Source organism: Peribacillus saganii (assembly GCF_003429095.1).
GTDB classification, from domain to species: Bacteria; Bacillota; Bacilli; order Bacillales; family DSM-1321; genus Peribacillus; species Peribacillus saganii.
In genome coordinates, this window is record NZ_QVTE01000005.1 from 1 (window position 1) to 15,859 (window position 15,859).

Below are 15,859 nucleotides of genomic sequence, written 5' to 3' on the forward strand. Positions count from 1 at the left end.
CGGAATTCGTCTTATGCTTGCCGGACTTGCACAGGATGTGCTGACGCCGACGTTTGGCACAGGACGTGCCAGACGTTAGTCGGCGTTCCTTACTTTAAGACGCTTCCGCATTTGGGTGTAAAGGTTTTACCTTGACATCCAATGTCAAACTGTGTAAACTATACTTTTGTAAAGGGTTTTCACTTAACGCGTAGGGGAGTGTGGCAAATGCTCGAAAAAACGACGCGTATCAATTATTTATACGATTTTTACCAATCGCTGTTGACTGAGAAACAGAAGAGCTATATGTCACTGTATTATCTCGACGATTACTCCCTTGGAGAAATTGCTGAAGAGTACGATGTCAGCCGCCAGGCGGTATATGACAACATTAAGAGAACGGAAGCCATGCTTGAGGAATATGAAGCAAAGCTTTTACTATTTGAAAAATTTCAAGAGCGCAACAGACTGATAGCGGAACTGAAGGAATTGGCCAAAAAGGATTCCATTGCAGGCCAAGAGATTCTGGAAGCTGTCACGAAGCTTGAGAAGTTAGATTAGGAGGCGGCAACAATGGCATTTGAAGGATTAGCCGACCGACTGCAGAATACGATACAGAAGATCCGCGGCAAAGGAAAAGTAACTGAAGACGACGTAAAAGCAATGATGCGTGATGTCCGTCTTGCCTTATTGGAGGCGGACGTTAACTTCAAGGTTGTCAAAGACTTTGTCAAGCGTGTGAATGAACGCGCAATAGGGCAAGAGGTAATGAAAAGCTTAACGCCAGGCCAACAGGTCATCAAGGTTGTTAAGGAAGAGCTTACCGAGCTGATGGGTGGCGAACAAAGCAAGATTGCCGTTTCCAGCAGACCTCCAACCGTCATCATGATGGTTGGTCTTCAGGGGGCAGGTAAGACAACAACATCCGGGAAGCTTGCAAACCTGCTGAGAAAGAAATATAACCGGAAGCCTATGCTTGTGGCGGCAGACATTTATCGTCCGGCTGCGATCAAGCAGCTTGAAACGCTTGGAAAACAGCTTGGGATGCCGGTGTTTTCACTTGGCGACCAGGTAAGCCCTGTTGAAATTGCCAAGCAGGCTATCGCGAAGGCAAAGGAAGAACATCATGATTATGTGCTGATTGATACAGCCGGCCGTTTGCATGTAGACGAAAATCTCATGACAGAGCTGTCGGACATTAAGGATCTCACCAAACCTGATGAAATTTTCCTTGTTGTCGATGCAATGACCGGACAGGATGCTGTCAATGTGGCACAAAGCTTTAATGAACAGCTCGGCCTTACCGGTGTTGTATTGACCAAGCTGGATGGCGATACCCGAGGCGGTGCAGCCCTATCGATCCGTTCGGTAACGAACACACCAATTAAATTTGTTGGTATGGGTGAAAAGCTGGATGCGCTTGAAGCGTTTCATCCGGAGCGCATGGCTTCAAGGATTCTTGGCATGGGTGACGTCCTGACTCTCATCGAAAAGGCTCAGGCTAATGTTGATGAGGAAAAGGCGAAGGAGCTCGAAAAGAAGATCCGTTCAGCGAGCTTTACGCTGGATGACTTTTTGGAGCAGCTCGGACAGGTCCGCAATATGGGCCCGCTCGACGAAATCCTTAAAATGCTGCCGGGGGCAAACAAGATCAAGGGAATGGATAATATTTCCATTGACGAAAAGCAGATTGGCCATGTTGAAGCGATTATCCGCTCGATGACAAAAACTGAAAAAGAACAGCCTGAAATAATCAACGCCAGCCGCCGGAAGCGTATCGCAAAAGGCAGCGGTACTTCGATTCAGGAAGTCAATCGTCTTCTAAAACAATTCGAAGACATGAAGAAAATGATGAAGCAAATGACAAACATGGGTTCAAGAGGCCCAAAAGGCAAGAAAAAGGGTGGCTTTAAATTCCCATTTATGTAAATGCTGGGAAGAAGGTTGAAATCTTTAACTAGTTCTGTTGTCTAGCTGCTGTGCCCATCGTCAGGCCGTGCTAGACCTTAGTCGGTGTTCCGTATGACTGGGCGTTTCAGCTTTTTTTAAACTGTTAAGAAAAAAACCTTTACAAACATATTAACCATTTGGTATTATATTATCTTGTGTGAAACTATTCGGAGGTGCTTATTTAAAATGGCAGTAAAAATTCGTTTAAAGCGTATGGGAGCTAATAAATCTCCTTTCTATCGTATCGTAGTTGCAGATGCTCGTTCACCACGTGATGGCCGTTTCATCGAAACAGTTGGAACTTACAACCCAGTTGCTCAACCTGCACAGGTTGAAATCAACGAAGAGTTGGCTCTTAAGTGGTTGTCAGACGGTGCAAAGCCATCTGATACCGTTCGTAACCTGTTCTCTAAGCAAGGCATCATGGAAAAATTCCATAATGCAAAAAACAGCAAGTAATCGGAAATCAATGAAAGAATTAATTGAAGCGATTGTCACGCCCCTCGTTGAATATCCTGATGAAGTTCAAGTAACATCAAAGGACGAGGATGACCGCATCACCTATTATCTAGCAGTTAACAAAGAAGATATGGGAAAGGTCATCGGAAAGCAGGGCCGTGTTGCCAAGGCAATTCGGACTGTGGTTTATGCAGCTGGAGCATCGCAACATAAGAAAATCTATTTGGAGATTTCCGAATAAGGGAGGGCATACAACCCTCCTTTTTTTGTACATTTAATGAATGATCCCTCATTGGACATACTATAATCAGTTTGTGAAAGCCAATATGCGTGAATTACATATTTATATAGAAAATTAATTGATTACATATTAGGAGGCGCTGGAATGAAAATTCTCCAAACCGTTTTAGTGCATCAAGTGTTGACGGAAACCAGCAAGAATCAACTCCTTGAGAAATATAAAGGCAAACAGGTACAGCTTCAGAAAGAAGGCGACCAGCTTCGTTTTGAACTGAAAAAACTGGAAAAAACCAAGAAATTTCAGCCGACAAGCTTAAAGGCGCACTTTGAAAAGGAAATTAGTAAACGGCAGGAACAAGTCAAACTGCTGGATTTTAAAATAGAACAGCTGGATATATTGCCGGTCGGAAGCGAATTGAAGGAACGCGAGATTCAGGCAATTGTGGAAGTTGAGGTTGGCTCTGATTGGGACGAGCTTGTTCAAACTAAGACGATCATCGTAAAAGACGGAATAGTATCTGAAATTCGATAGAGGTGACAACAATGGAAAAGTGGTTTAACGTTGGGAAAATTGTTAATACTCATGGTATTAAGGGAGAAGTAAGGGTCATTTCCAGAACTGATTTTGCCGAGGAACGGTACAAGATAGGAAATACGTTATTTCTTTTTTTGAATGAAAAGGACCAACCGTTGGAGTTAACGATTACAACTCATCGAAAGCACAAAAATTTTGATTTGTTGTCGTTCGAGGGTTTCAGCAATGTTAATGAAGTGGAACGCTTGAGGGACGGATTACTCAAAGTACCTGAATCGCAGCTTGGAGAGCTGGAGGAAGGAGAATATTATTTCCATGAAATTATTGGCTGCACCGTTTATACGGATTCAGGTGAGGAAATCGGAAGTATCCGTGAGGTACTGGCCCCCGGTGCTAATGATGTTTGGGTGATCAAGGGAAAAAAGGGCAAGGATATACTGATTCCATATATTAAGGATATTGTTTTAGATGTGAATATTGCTGAAAAGAAAATTGTCATTTTTCCGATGGAGGGACTGCTTGAATGATGAAGATCGACATCCTTTCGATATTCCCGGAAATGTTCGCAGGTGTTTTAGGCTCTTCAATCTTGAAAAAAGCAGAGGAAAAGGGTGCTGTTTCATATCGGGTGACCAACTTCCGCGACTACGCAGACAATAAACACCAAACTGTTGATGATTATCCGTATGGCGGAGGAGCAGGTATGGTTTTAAAGCCGCAGCCGATTTTCGATGCCGTCTCTTCTCTATCGGAAGGGAATGAGAAAAAGCCTCGGGTCATCCTGCTATGCCCCCAGGGAGAACGCCATTCACAGGCAAAAGCTGAAGAGCTTGCTAAAGAGGCCCATCTTATATTTATTTGCGGACATTATGAAGGCTATGACGAGCGGATCCGGGAACATCTTATCACTGATGAAATTTCCATTGGAGATTATGTGCTTACAGGCGGTGAGCTTGGTGCAATGGTTATTGTAGACAGTGTGGTCCGTCTTCTGCCCGATGTTCTCGGCAATGAGGAATCACACCGGAAGGATTCTTATTCTTCCGGATTGCTTGAGCATCCCCATTATACCCGTCCAGCTGACTTTCGTGGAATGAAGGTACCGGAAACATTAACATCAGGCAACCACAGCAAAATAGAGGAATGGCGGATTAAGGAATCGCTCAGGAGAACCTGGAAGCGTCGCCCTGACCTGCTGGAGGCATACACCCTGACTGACCTTGAAGCAAAGCTGCTGGATGAAGTGAAAAAAGAAGAGTAAACCCTATTGCAACAGCATTCCTGTTATGGTAAAATGGTTTTTGTGGCTTGGGCTAAAAAACCAAGTCTTATAACGATGTTCCGCTGCAATGACATAATAGCATATGTAAGAGCATCCGGGAGGAGTAGAAGAAGATGAACAACTTAATTCAAGAAATTACAAAAGAACAGCTTCGCAGTGATCTACCTGCATTTCGCCCTGGTGACACAGTACGTGTTCACGTTAAGGTAATTGAAGGTACTCGCGAACGTGTCCAGGTGTTCGAAGGCGTTGTTATTAAGCGCCGTGGCGGTGGAGTCAGCGAAACATTCACGGTTCGTAAGATATCTTACGGCGTTGGAGTTGAGCGTACATTCCCTGTTCACACACCTAAAATTGCAACTCTTGAAGTTGTACGCCGCGGTAAAGTACGCCGTGCTAAGCTTTACTACCTGCGTAACCTTCGTGGTAAAAAAGCACGTATTAAAGAAATTCGCTAATCATTCCTTTACGGGTACTAAGGTAAACGGACAGGAACGATGGAACGATATGTCAAAAAAGGAGCTTGTCCGCAAGCTCCTTTTTCACTTTTTCTTAAGGCAATGCCGAAAGGTTTAATTACTTTCTAATTGTGAAATAACAATGTAATAAGATAAAAGTAACTTTTTTTAAAGGGTGATAACATGTCGGAAGTAACAGAAAAGAAGAAAAAGAATGAGTTTTGGGAATGGTCAAAGGCGTTGGTTATTGCCATCCTACTTGCGGCCGTTATCAGATATTTCTTATTTGCCCCTATTGTAGTAGACGGTGAATCGATGATGCCTACTCTTCATGATCAGGACCGTATGATAGTCAATAAAATTGGATATAATTTAGGCAAACCGAAGCGATTTGACATAATTGTATTTCATGCACCTGAGAACAAGGATTACATAAAACGCATAATTGGTCTGCCAGGTGACCGGATTGAATATAAGGATGACACATTGTATGTAAATGGAAAAGCATACGAAGAGCCATACCTGGATAAGTACAAACAGGAGTTTTTTGATGGTCCTCTTACCCAGCCGTTTAAACTCGAAGATACCGCAGTGGGGAGTGAAACTGTCCCTGAAGGGCATTTGTTCGTAATGGGGGACAACAGAAGGTACAGTAAGGACAGCCGGCATATTGGCGCGGTTTCCATGGAAAAGGTACTGGGTGAGACCAACATGGTTTACTGGCCGGTTGAAGATTTGCGACTTGTAGAATAGAAAGGGCGAAGCCTCTTGACAATACAATGGTTCCCGGGGCATATGGCGAAAGCCAGGCGGGAAGTTACTGAAAAATTAAAGCTAATTGATATCGTGTTTGAACTTGTAGATGCGCGGATTCCGGCTTCTTCCAGAAACCCGATGATTGATGAAATCATCCAGCATAAACCGCGGCTGATTCTCCTAAACAAAGCGGATATGGCTGATGCTGCAAAAACTAAACAATGGCTGGACTATTATGCGTCCCAGGGAAACAAGGCGATTGCAATTAATGCGCACGAGGGGACGGGACTTACGAAAATTACCTCCGCTTCCAAAGAGCTACTGAAGGAAAAGTTTGACCGGATGAAAGCAAAGGGAATCAAGCCGAGGGCTATTCGGGCCATGATAGTTGGCATTCCCAATGTAGGTAAATCAACGCTGATCAATCGCCTGGCCAAAAAGAACATTGCTAAAACAGGCAACATGCCTGGCGTGACAAAGGCCCAGCAATGGATCAAGGTTGGCAAGGAACTAGAATTGCTGGATACACCTGGGATCCTCTGGCCAAAGTTTGAGGACCAGGAAGTTGGCTTAAAGCTTGCACTCACGGGAGCCATTAAAGATACTCTCTTAAACCTTCATGACATCTCCCTGTACGCCATCAGGTTCCTGGAAAAACAGTATCCTGACCGTTTGCAGAAAAGGTACGGTATTAATGAAATACCGGAGGAAATTGTAGAGCTGTTTGATCAAATCGGCACGTTCCGCGGCTGCCTGACGAGCGGTGCCATGGTCGATTATGATAAAACGGCAGAATTGGTTGTCAGAGAAGTGCGGTCTGAGAAAATGGGCCCTCTTACCTTTGAGGTTCCCCAAGACATTCAAGCAGAAGAGTGAAGCTCCTTATTGGGGCTTTATTTTTTATATAGAAATACCGATAAAAAGACTAACGGAGATATAGAGATGAAGGCTGAATTAAGCATAAAAGAGATTGCCGCCAAACTTAAGGTGATTTCTTTTCCCAACGATCCTTTTCTTTCTGAATGTAATAAGGATAAGCGGAAGGGTGTGCAAGATCTACTGAAAAAGTGGCATCGCCAGAATGAAAAAGCTGGCCGGGAAAAAGAGTTATTTGAAACTATGTCGATACATGAAAATGCATTAAGAAAACAGGGATTTCAATCCATAGCAGGGATTGACGAAGCCGGCAGGGGTCCATTGGCTGGTCCAGTAGTGGCTGCGTCTGTAATTCTTCCTGAAGCCTTTTATCTTCCGGGTTTAAATGATTCGAAGCAGCTGACAGAAGCCCAGAAAAATTATTTTCATGATGTAATCCGTTCAGAAGCACTAGCAATCGGAGTCGGAATTTTGCAAAGCGATGAAATTGATCAATTTAACATCTATCAAGCTTCAAAAAAAGCGATGCTTGCTTCCGTTTCAGAATTAAGCATTAAACCTGATTACCTGCTCGTAGACGCCATGGTGCTTACAGTTCCGATGCCGCAGCAAAGCTTGATCAAAGGAGATGCCAAATCCATTTCCATCGCGGCCGCATCAGTAATTGCAAAAGTAACCAGGGACCGGATGATGAAGGATTATGCACAACAATATCCGCAATATGGATTTGAAACGAATATGGGCTACGGTACTCCATTTCACCTCGAAGCATTAAAAAGGTACGGTCCTTGCCCATGGCATAGAAAGAGTTTTGCACCGGTTGCTGAGGCGGTTAAAAGTCGATTGTAAAATTAAAAAGGGAGTGGAACTATGCAGCGGGCCAATGGTATCCAGCTGAACCCCCAGTCAGGAAGCCCACAGAAAGATATTTCTTTTCGAAGCGGGCAGATCATCTACGGAAAAGTGAATAAGATAAATCCAAATCACACAGCTGAGGTTCAAATCGGCAGCATGAAGATCACAGCAGCTTTGGATGCACCATTGCAGACAGGGAGGAAATATTGGCTGCAGGTCCAGCCGGGAGAAGGAACAATCAAACTCAAGCGGATGGCGTCACCTTCAGGACATGAGGCTGCCTCAATTAAATCAACTGTGGAACAGCTGGTGAGCCGCCTGGGCATGCCGAGGAATAAAGAATCATTGGAACTTGCACAGTTTTTATTGAAAAACCAGCTGCCTGTTAGAAAGGATACATTTCAAGCAGCCCTAGAATGGATCAAAGGATCGGAAGCCTCTACTCAGCATGGGTTGAATACTGTTAAAACTATGCACATTCAAAACCTCCCTTTTATAAAAAATGTTTTTCAGGCTCTGCTTTCCATTGAGGAGGGGAAACCATTCCATACATTGCTTGCAGGCCTTGCGGAGCAGCTGGATAAAAGCGGGGAGTCCACGGATACTGCCCTTCAAATTAGGAACCTAATCAGTCAGCAGATTCAGCCGGAAAAAAACCGAATATCGTCAGATGCATTGCAAAGGCTCATAACTGCATGGGCGAGCGGTGAATCTACAGCAGAAAAGCAGCAATCAGCATTCCGCGTTCTTCTGGCTGCAGGTTTTGTTGACAAAAACATCACTGAGGCTGAGTTTGCAGAAAGTTTTGTTCAAAAAGCTCAGGCCTCCCCTCTAGCGGCAAACCCAAGCTCCCGATTAGCAGAAGGGCTAACTCTTATTTCGCAATACAGCCGTGCAATGAAACAAAATAACCTGCCTTTGGCTAATCAGGCTCTGGAAGCGTTTGGACGGCTGATGAGCGGAGTGCTGAATTTAAATGATGGTCCTAATCAGCCGAATGGGATCATGACGGAAACTGGAACATTCACTTTAACGGCGGCCCAAGGCATCAAAAGGCCAGGGGATCCGGCTTCCGATGCGGGCAAGCCGATAGGGGCTCAAGGCGCGGTTCCTCACGCTCCGGCTGAGCAGGCAGTACGAATGGTTAAACAGCTAATCATGGCGTATACAGCGGATGATAGAGGCCCATTAACACTCAATGCTAAGGGGCAGTCTATCGTTCAACTAGAAGCATTGTTTGCAAGTATACAAGGGGTGAAAACGATATCAGAGGCTAAGGATAGCCTCTCCAATATGATTGGAGCCCTTTCGGAATCTGGAACAAGAGCGAATGGTATAGCGGGTTTGGCCTTTCAGGACAGTGAGTTACTGATGAGTCTATCAGATTGGGAATTAAACAGTTCCGACTTTTCAAACGGGACTTTTGTAAGGGACTTTATACAAAAGCTTTCAAAAATGCTAGGGTTAGATATGGAAAGCTATCTTGCTGCCTCCTTCGGCAAGGAGGACTCTGCTGCTTCAGAAGAACTGCTATCGCTGAAGCCATTGCTATTAAAACTTTTGAATGAAAACCAGCCGTACACCGTAAAGGAGGCCGCTGAACAGGCCCTTCACCGATTAACAGCCCAGCAGCTGCTATCAAGTGATGCGGGACCTCTTCAAAACCTGGTTATGCAAATTCCGCTTGCAATGGAAAATCACCGTTCTGATTTAACCATTCAATGGAGCGGCAGAAAGAAAAGTGATGGAAGCATTGATCCGAGTTATTGCCGCATTCTATTCTATCTGGATTTGGCTAATATAAAGGAAACAGTAATCGATTTGCAAATCCAGAATAAAGTCATCAAGGTTACAGTGTATAATGAGTCTGCGGAACAGCTAAAGCCTCTGTTGGATGCTTTCCTTCCAGTCCTGAAACACAATCTGGAGGAAATGGGATATATGCTGTCATCCGTGGGATTTGAACCTTCAGCCGACAGAAATAATCCCGTCAGCAGGCAGCTATCCCCCCTTTCTGTCCATACCGATTCATACAGTGGAGTTGACCTGAGAATATGAAAGAGCCAAAAAGAATAGAAGCAGTCGCCTTATCTTATCAGCGTGACAAAGACAGCGCACCAAGAGTAGCTGCCAAAGGAAAAGGCGTTGTCGCGGAAAATATCCTCCAAACTGCCAAAGAACATAACATCCCGATCCAGGAAGACCCTTCCCTTACCGAACTGCTCGGGAAGCTGGATATTAACACGGCGATCCCCGAAGAACTCTACCAGGTGGTAGCCGAGGTTTTTGCTTTTATTTATAAGGTTGATAAAGAAGTAAAAAGATAGCGCGATAGTGTGGGTAATTATCGCTCTTTTGAATAAATCTTATAGAAAATGATAACCTTGCTTTAAAAAATCTCTCTGGAAAAGTAAACCCAGGGAGATTTTTTTATCATTAAAAGCGGGAGGAACACTTTATTTGCTACTTTCTATTCAAAATATATAAATAATTAAAAGTATTTATAGTCTAATAGTAGACAACTATTTTTAGTTTTAATACAATGAAAGCGCAGTCTATTTTAAGTTTGTAAATATAAGATTGTTAAAGGCTGAGCGAACTGGAAAACAAGAGGGCGATTGGTATACAAACCAATTGGCTTGTACTTGTTTTTATCATTGTGGCTATCGTTGATAAGGAGGATGGGAAATGAATATCCATGAGTATCAAGGCAAGGAAATCCTCAGAAATTATGGGGTATCTGTTCCAAACGGCCGTGTAGCATTTACTGTGGAAGAAGCAGTGGAAGCGGCAAAGGAACTCGGTACTGAGGTTGTTGTCGTAAAGGCACAAATCCATGCAGGCGGCCGCGGAAAAGCTGGCGGCGTTAAGGTTGCCAAAAACCTTGATGAAGCACGTACATATGCAACTGAAATCCTTGGGAAAACGCTTGTTACACACCAAACTGGACCTGAGGGTAAAGAGGTAAAGCGTCTACTGATTGAAGAAGGCTGCGACATTAAAAAAGAATACTATATTGGCCTTGTGCTTGATCGTGCCACTTCACGCGTTGTACTGATGGCTTCAGAAGAAGGCGGAACGGAAATTGAGGAAGTAGCCGAAAAGACACCTGAAAAGATCTTTAAAGAAGTTATCGATCCGGTTGTTGGCCTAACAGGCTATCAAGCCAGAAGAATTGCATTTAATATCAATATACCAAAAGAGCTTGTCAATAAAGCAGTTAAGTTCATGACCGGCCTTTATACAGCATTCGTAGAGAAAGATTGCTCAATCGCAGAAATTAACCCGCTAGTTGTTACAGGCGATGGCAATGTAATGGCATTGGATGCCAAGCTGAACTTTGATTCCAATGCGTTATACCGTCATAAGGACATTTTGGAATACCGTGACCTGGAAGAAGAGGATCCAAAAGAAATCGAAGCTTCCAAATATGACCTCAGCTACATTTCCTTGGATGGAAACATTGGATGTATGGTAAATGGTGCCGGTCTAGCAATGGCTACTATGGATATCATCAAGCATTACGGGGGAGATCCTGCGAACTTCCTTGATGTTGGGGGCGGTGCGACAGCTGAAAAAGTAACAGAAGCTTTCAAAATCATCCTTTCAGATAAAAATGTAAAAGGTATTTTTGTCAATATTTTCGGCGGCATCATGAAGTGCGATATCATCGCGACAGGTGTTGTAGAAGCGGCTAAGCAGCTAGGATTGGAAGTTCCTCTTGTAGTTCGTCTTGAAGGAACGAATGTAGATCTTGGAAAACAGATCTTAAAAGAGTCTGGTTTAAATATTACGCCTGCTGAATCTATGGCAGACGGTGCACAAAAAATCGTAGAGCTTGTAGGATAATAGGCAGGGGGGACCAAAATGAGCGTTTTTATTAATAAAGACACAAAAGTCATTGTTCAGGGTATTACTGGTTCAACGGCTTTATTCCATACAAAACAAATGCTTGAATACGGCACAAAAATTGTAGCTGGCGTTACACCCGGAAAAGGCGGAACAGAAGTAGAAGGAGTTCCTGTATTCAATACAGTCCAGGATGCTGTTGAGGCAACAGGGGCAAATGCTTCAGTCATTTATGTGCCAGCTCCTTTTGCAGCGGACGCAATCCTGGAAGCGGTGGATGCAGAGCTTGATATCGCTATTTGTATCACAGAACATATTCCCGTTCTTGACATGGTGAAGGTAAAGCGCTACATGGAAGGCAAAAAGACTCGCCTTGTAGGGCCAAACTGCCCAGGCGTTATTACGCCTGATGAGTGCAAGATCGGAATCATGCCTGGGTACATTCATACAAAAGGCCACGTTGGAGTTGTATCCCGTTCAGGAACATTAACATATGAAGCTGTTCACCAGCTATCCCAGGCTGGAATCGGCCAATCAACTGCAGTGGGTATCGGCGGAGACCCTGTTAACGGAACTAATTTCATTGACGTATTAAAGGCGTTTAACGATGATCCTGAAACATATGCGGTTATCATGATTGGTGAAATAGGCGGTACTGCAGAAGAAGAAGCTGCTGAATGGGTAAAAGCTAACATGACTAAGCCTGTGGTAGGCTTTATCGGCGGGCGTACTGCACCTCCAGGGAAACGCATGGGACATGCTGGTGCCATCATTTCTGGCGGAAAAGGTACAGCTGACGAAAAAATCCGCGTATTGAATGAATGCGGAATAAAAGTAGCGGATACTCCATCCGTTATGGGTGAAACGTTGATTTCTGTTCTTAAAGAAAAAGGCATTTACGATCAATGTAAAACTCATTAAAATTAATCGTCCTTCACTTGGTGGGGGACGATTTTTAAAAATATCTGTTTTTGTTCAGCTGCGGCATGTTGACTGACTAAAGACGCATATGACGCTGCAGGCAGCAATCCATTTTCCTACACTAACTGTGTATTTTGCAAGGCTGACAGTTCAATGCTGTTCGTTCCGTTTAAAGAAGCAACGCTAAAAAAGGAGAGTGCTTTATTTTGGAAGTCAGAGAAAGGCTGCTTCATCTGCACCATTGCAGGGGAATCGGCTGGAAATCAATCTTTTATCTATTAAAAAAAGATCCTCACCTAAAATCCCTCTACTCAATATCCTTTGCAGAATGGAAACAAATTCTCTCTATTACTGTGAATCAGCTTAACTCCTTTTACCACGATCTCCATACCTTGGATATTTCCAAATTGCTCGGTCAATACGGACGCAGCCACATTGATATTACAACCTTTTTTGATGCCGAATATCCCGACTTGCTTAAAGAAATATATAATCCGCCCTGGGTCCTTTATTCAAAGGGCGATAGAAAAATAATGAAGGAACAAAGCTTATTGGGTATTGTTGGTTCGAGGAAGCCAACAGCTTATGGTTTGGCGGCTATAAAAGAAATTTTGCCGGCGCTTATTAAAGAAAATATTGTCGTAGTCAGCGGCCTCGCATCCGGTATAGATGCAACGGCACATAAGCTAACTTTGGAACACTCAGGCAAAACAATCGCAGTCCTAGGTGGGGGGCTTTTTCACCTTTATCCAAAGGAGGAATTGCCACTCGCATCCAAATTGATCGATCGTGGCCTGCTGATATCGGAAATGCCGCCTAATCGCAGACCTGAACCATGGATGTTTCCCATGCGCAACCGCGTCATCAGCGGCCTTTCAAAAGGGGTGCTTATTGTGGAAGCGGAGGAGAAGAGCGGTTCGCTTATAACCGCTCAATGCGCCATAGAGCAAAACAGAGAGGTGTTTGCTCTTCCGGGGAATATCACCAGCCGATTATCAAAAGGTACAAACAGTCTGATTCAGGAGGGGGCAAAGCCTGTTTTATCGGCCCAGGACATAATTTCCGAAATGAATTTTATTTGATCAGTCGATTTGTAATATAATGCTAAAATCTATCCGGCAGTTGCCGGATTTTTAGTGCACTTATATATAATGAAGAAAAAAGTTCACTGAAAGGGATATAGTATAAAAACCAGGCGAAAAGTCATGTTTTTGTGGCTGATTGCTATTATATATTAAAAATATTTTGATTAAAAAATAATTTTTTAAAAAAATGGTTGAAATATTTATCTAACTGTTATAAATTTTGCAACAAGCGGTTTTTTAATTTGGGATTGAAAGCGGTTTCTTGGGTTTTTTATAAATATAAAAATTGTCAAAGCATTGACAAACGAATTTTTAATGATTAATAATAGTGAAGATTTCTTATTACCTCTTTGAGGAGGAGTTTTTGAATGTCGGAGTATCTTGTGATTGTGGAATCACCGGCGAAAGCCAAAACAATTGAACGCTATTTAGGGAAAAAATATAAAGTAAAAGCATCCATGGGGCATATTCGCGATTTGCCGAAAAGCCAGATGGGTGTTGATATAGAACATGAGTTTGAACCAAGGTATATAACGATCCGCGGCAAGGGTCCTATTTTAAAGGAATTAAAAACAGCGGCTAAAAAAGCAAAGAAAATTTATCTCGCGGCTGACCCCGACAGGGAAGGGGAAGCAATTGCCTGGCACTTGGCCCACAGCCTTGATATTGACATCCATTCCGATTGCAGAGTGGTTTTTAATGAAATAACAAAGGACGCAATCAAGGAGTCCTTTAAATTCCCAAGACCGATAAACACGAACCTTGTTGATGCCCAGCAGGCAAGAAGGGTACTGGACCGCCTAGTTGGCTATAATATCAGCCCGTTGCTCTGGAAAAAGGTCAAGAAAGGTCTTAGTGCAGGCCGAGTACAATCTGTAGCTGTCCGTCTGATCGTAGACCGAGAAAAAGAAATCCAGGCCTTCGTACCTGAAGAATACTGGACAATTAAAGCGGACTTCACAAAAGGTAAGCATATTTTTGAGGGAGGATATTTCAGTATTAAAGGTGAAAGACTGGAACTCCATAATGAAGAGGACGTAAAGAAAGTCTTATCTAGTCTAAAGGGCAATGAATTTACCATTTCCGCAGTAACAAAGAAGGAACGCAAGCGGAATCCTGCTGCACCATTCATTACATCCTCACTCCAGCAGGAAGCGGCCAGAAAGTTAAATTTTCGAGCCAAGAAGACAATGATGCTAGCCCAGCAGCTTTATGAGGGAATAGCACTCGGAAAGGAAGGAACAGTCGGGTTAATTACCTATATGAGAACGGACTCTACCAGAATATCAGAGGTCGCTCAGGCTGAAGCTGCCGGGTATATCGAAAGCGCTTTTGGCAAGGAATATATTTCAGCAGAAAAAAGAAAAGAAAAAAACAAACAGAATACCCAGGATGCCCATGAAGCGATAAGGCCAACCAGTACGCTAAGAGATCCAGCTTCTGTAAAAGAGTACTTGTCCAGGGACCAATTCAGGCTGTACAAACTGATTTGGGAACGATTCGTTTCAAGTCAGATGGCTTCCGCGATTATGGACACAATGAGTGTTGATCTTAAAAATAGTGATGTAATTTTCCGCGCCAACGGCTCTAAAATCAAGTTTCATGGTTTTATGAAGGTCTATGTGGAAGGAACCGATGACACTGTAGAAGAAAAGGACAATCTGCTTCCTGACTTGATGGTGGGAGACACTGCTTTTTCAAAGGATATTGAACCGAAGCAGCACTTTACACAGCCGCCGCCAAGATATACCGAGGCTCGGCTGGTGAGGACACTGGAGGAGCTGGGAATCGGCCGGCCTTCCACGTATGCGCCGACACTCGATACCATTCAGAGACGAGGATACGTTGCACTAGATAATAAACGGTTTGTTCCGACTGAGCTTGGGGAAATCGTACTTGAGCTAATCATGGAGTTTTTTCCTGAAATTTTAGAAGTCAAATTCACGGCCAAAATGGAGCAGGAATTTGACAATGTAGAAGATGGAAAAGTGGAATGGAAAAGGGTCATTGCAGAATTTTTCCATGAATTTGAATCCAATCTAGAAAAAGCCGAAGCCGAAATGGAAAAGGTTGAAATTAAAGATGAACCAGCAGGAGAGGATTGTGAAAATTGCGGGAATCCAATGGTATTCAAAATGGGCCGTTACGGAAAATTTATGGCCTGCAGCAATTTTCCAGATTGCCGAAATACGAAACCGATCGTAAAGTTAATTGGAGTTAAATGCCCGAACTGTAAGGATGGTAATATAATAGAAAGAAAAAGCAAAAAGCGCCGGATATTCTATGGCTGTGACCGTTATCCGGAATGTGAATTTCTTTCATGGGATAAACCATTAGCTCGTACTTGCCCTAAGTGTGACGGAACGCTTGTAGAAAAGAAGCTGAAAAAAGGGATCCAGGTTCAGTGCGTAAATTGCGACTACAAGGAAGAACCGCAAAGCTGATTAAGAGCAGTCGGAGTTGTACCTAGCGGGCTTCCTGCCTTTAATCAAAGCTATTAACACCCGAATTACTCGGCCTTTGCCGAGTTTTTTCATGTGTTATAATCAGCAGCAAAGCATATGGCGTTCACGGATGAAGGGCTGGGATTACTAACTGATGCCAAGAGGATGAA

The 15,859-nt window shown here is 43.5% G+C and carries 17 protein-coding genes; all 17 read left to right on the plus strand.

Features of this window, described 5'->3' with window-relative positions; genetic code table 11:
• Positions 1 to 207: 207 nt before the first annotated feature.
• Positions 208 to 540: a putative DNA-binding protein gene (locus tag D0469_RS01750; protein WP_117324942.1), complete on the plus strand. Its 333-nt coding sequence runs from the start codon at positions 208 to 210 to the stop codon at positions 538 to 540.
• 12 nt (positions 541 to 552) lie between these two features.
• A complete protein-coding gene (ffh, locus tag D0469_RS01755) occupies positions 553 to 1,908 on the plus strand; it encodes a signal recognition particle protein (protein ID WP_117324943.1) in 1,356 nt (451 codons plus the stop codon).
• 207 nt (positions 1,909 to 2,115) lie between these two features.
• Entirely contained in the window at positions 2,116 to 2,388 is a 273-nt protein-coding gene (gene rpsP, locus D0469_RS01760; protein WP_117324944.1) for a 30S ribosomal protein S16, read from the plus strand.
• Positions 2,389 to 2,398: 10 nt separating this feature from the next.
• The gene (locus D0469_RS01765) at positions 2,399 to 2,629 is read left to right on the plus strand and encodes a KH domain-containing protein (RefSeq protein ID WP_117325061.1); all 231 of its coding nucleotides are present in this window, start codon (positions 2,399 to 2,401) and stop codon (positions 2,627 to 2,629) included.
• Positions 2,630 to 2,773: 144 nt separating this feature from the next.
• On the plus strand, positions 2,774 to 3,160 hold the full coding sequence (locus tag D0469_RS01770; protein WP_117324945.1) for a YlqD family protein: 387 nt from the start codon (positions 2,774 to 2,776) through the stop codon (positions 3,158 to 3,160).
• An 11-nt stretch (positions 3,161 to 3,171) separates the two neighbouring features.
• Positions 3,172 to 3,690, plus strand: coding sequence for a ribosome maturation factor RimM (gene rimM / locus D0469_RS01775; RefSeq protein ID WP_117324946.1), 519 nt, complete (start codon positions 3,172 to 3,174; stop codon positions 3,688 to 3,690).
• Complete coding sequence (trmD, locus tag D0469_RS01780; RefSeq protein WP_117325062.1) at positions 3,690 to 4,424, plus strand: tRNA (guanosine(37)-N1)-methyltransferase TrmD; 735 nt, start codon at positions 3,690 to 3,692, stop codon at positions 4,422 to 4,424. The genes rimM and trmD overlap by 1 nt, the downstream gene beginning before the upstream one ends.
• 134 nt (positions 4,425 to 4,558) lie before the next feature.
• On the plus strand, positions 4,559 to 4,903 hold the full coding sequence (gene rplS / locus D0469_RS01785) for a 50S ribosomal protein L19 (protein ID WP_117324947.1): 345 nt from the start codon (positions 4,559 to 4,561) through the stop codon (positions 4,901 to 4,903).
• 183 nt (positions 4,904 to 5,086) lie between these two features.
• On the plus strand, positions 5,087 to 5,656 hold the full coding sequence (gene lepB, locus D0469_RS01790) for a signal peptidase I (RefSeq protein WP_117324948.1): 570 nt from the start codon (positions 5,087 to 5,089) through the stop codon (positions 5,654 to 5,656).
• Between the two features lie 15 nt (positions 5,657 to 5,671).
• A complete protein-coding gene (gene ylqF / locus D0469_RS01795) occupies positions 5,672 to 6,535 on the plus strand; it encodes a ribosome biogenesis GTPase YlqF (protein ID WP_117324949.1) in 864 nt (287 codons plus the stop codon).
• Positions 6,536 to 6,601: 66 nt separating this feature from the next.
• Positions 6,602 to 7,384 carry a ribonuclease HII gene (locus D0469_RS01800; RefSeq protein ID WP_117324950.1) on the plus strand — a complete coding sequence of 261 codons (783 nt, stop codon included), beginning with the start codon at positions 6,602 to 6,604 and terminating at the stop codon, positions 7,382 to 7,384.
• A gap of 21 nt (positions 7,385 to 7,405) precedes the next feature.
• Entirely contained in the window at positions 7,406 to 9,448 is a 2,043-nt protein-coding gene (locus D0469_RS01805) for a hypothetical protein (protein WP_117324951.1), read from the plus strand.
• Positions 9,445 to 9,717: a FlhB-like flagellar biosynthesis protein gene (locus D0469_RS01810; RefSeq protein ID WP_117324952.1), complete on the plus strand. Its 273-nt coding sequence runs from the start codon at positions 9,445 to 9,447 to the stop codon at positions 9,715 to 9,717. Before D0469_RS01805 ends, D0469_RS01810 begins: the two co-directional genes overlap by 4 nt.
• A 361-nt stretch (positions 9,718 to 10,078) precedes the next feature.
• Positions 10,079 to 11,239 carry an ADP-forming succinate--CoA ligase subunit beta gene (gene sucC / locus D0469_RS01815; RefSeq protein WP_117324953.1) on the plus strand — a complete coding sequence of 387 codons (1,161 nt, stop codon included), beginning with the start codon at positions 10,079 to 10,081 and terminating at the stop codon, positions 11,237 to 11,239.
• 18 nt (positions 11,240 to 11,257) lie between these two features.
• Complete coding sequence (gene sucD, locus D0469_RS01820; RefSeq protein WP_117324954.1) at positions 11,258 to 12,160, plus strand: succinate--CoA ligase subunit alpha; 903 nt, start codon at positions 11,258 to 11,260, stop codon at positions 12,158 to 12,160.
• Between the two features lie 206 nt (positions 12,161 to 12,366).
• On the plus strand, positions 12,367 to 13,242 hold the full coding sequence (gene dprA, locus D0469_RS01825; RefSeq protein ID WP_325048923.1) for a DNA-processing protein DprA: 876 nt from the start codon (positions 12,367 to 12,369) through the stop codon (positions 13,240 to 13,242).
• Between the two features lie 371 nt (positions 13,243 to 13,613).
• On the plus strand, positions 13,614 to 15,689 hold the full coding sequence (gene topA / locus D0469_RS01830; RefSeq protein ID WP_117324956.1) for a type I DNA topoisomerase: 2,076 nt from the start codon (positions 13,614 to 13,616) through the stop codon (positions 15,687 to 15,689).
• The last annotated feature ends 170 nt before the right edge of the window (positions 15,690 to 15,859 follow it).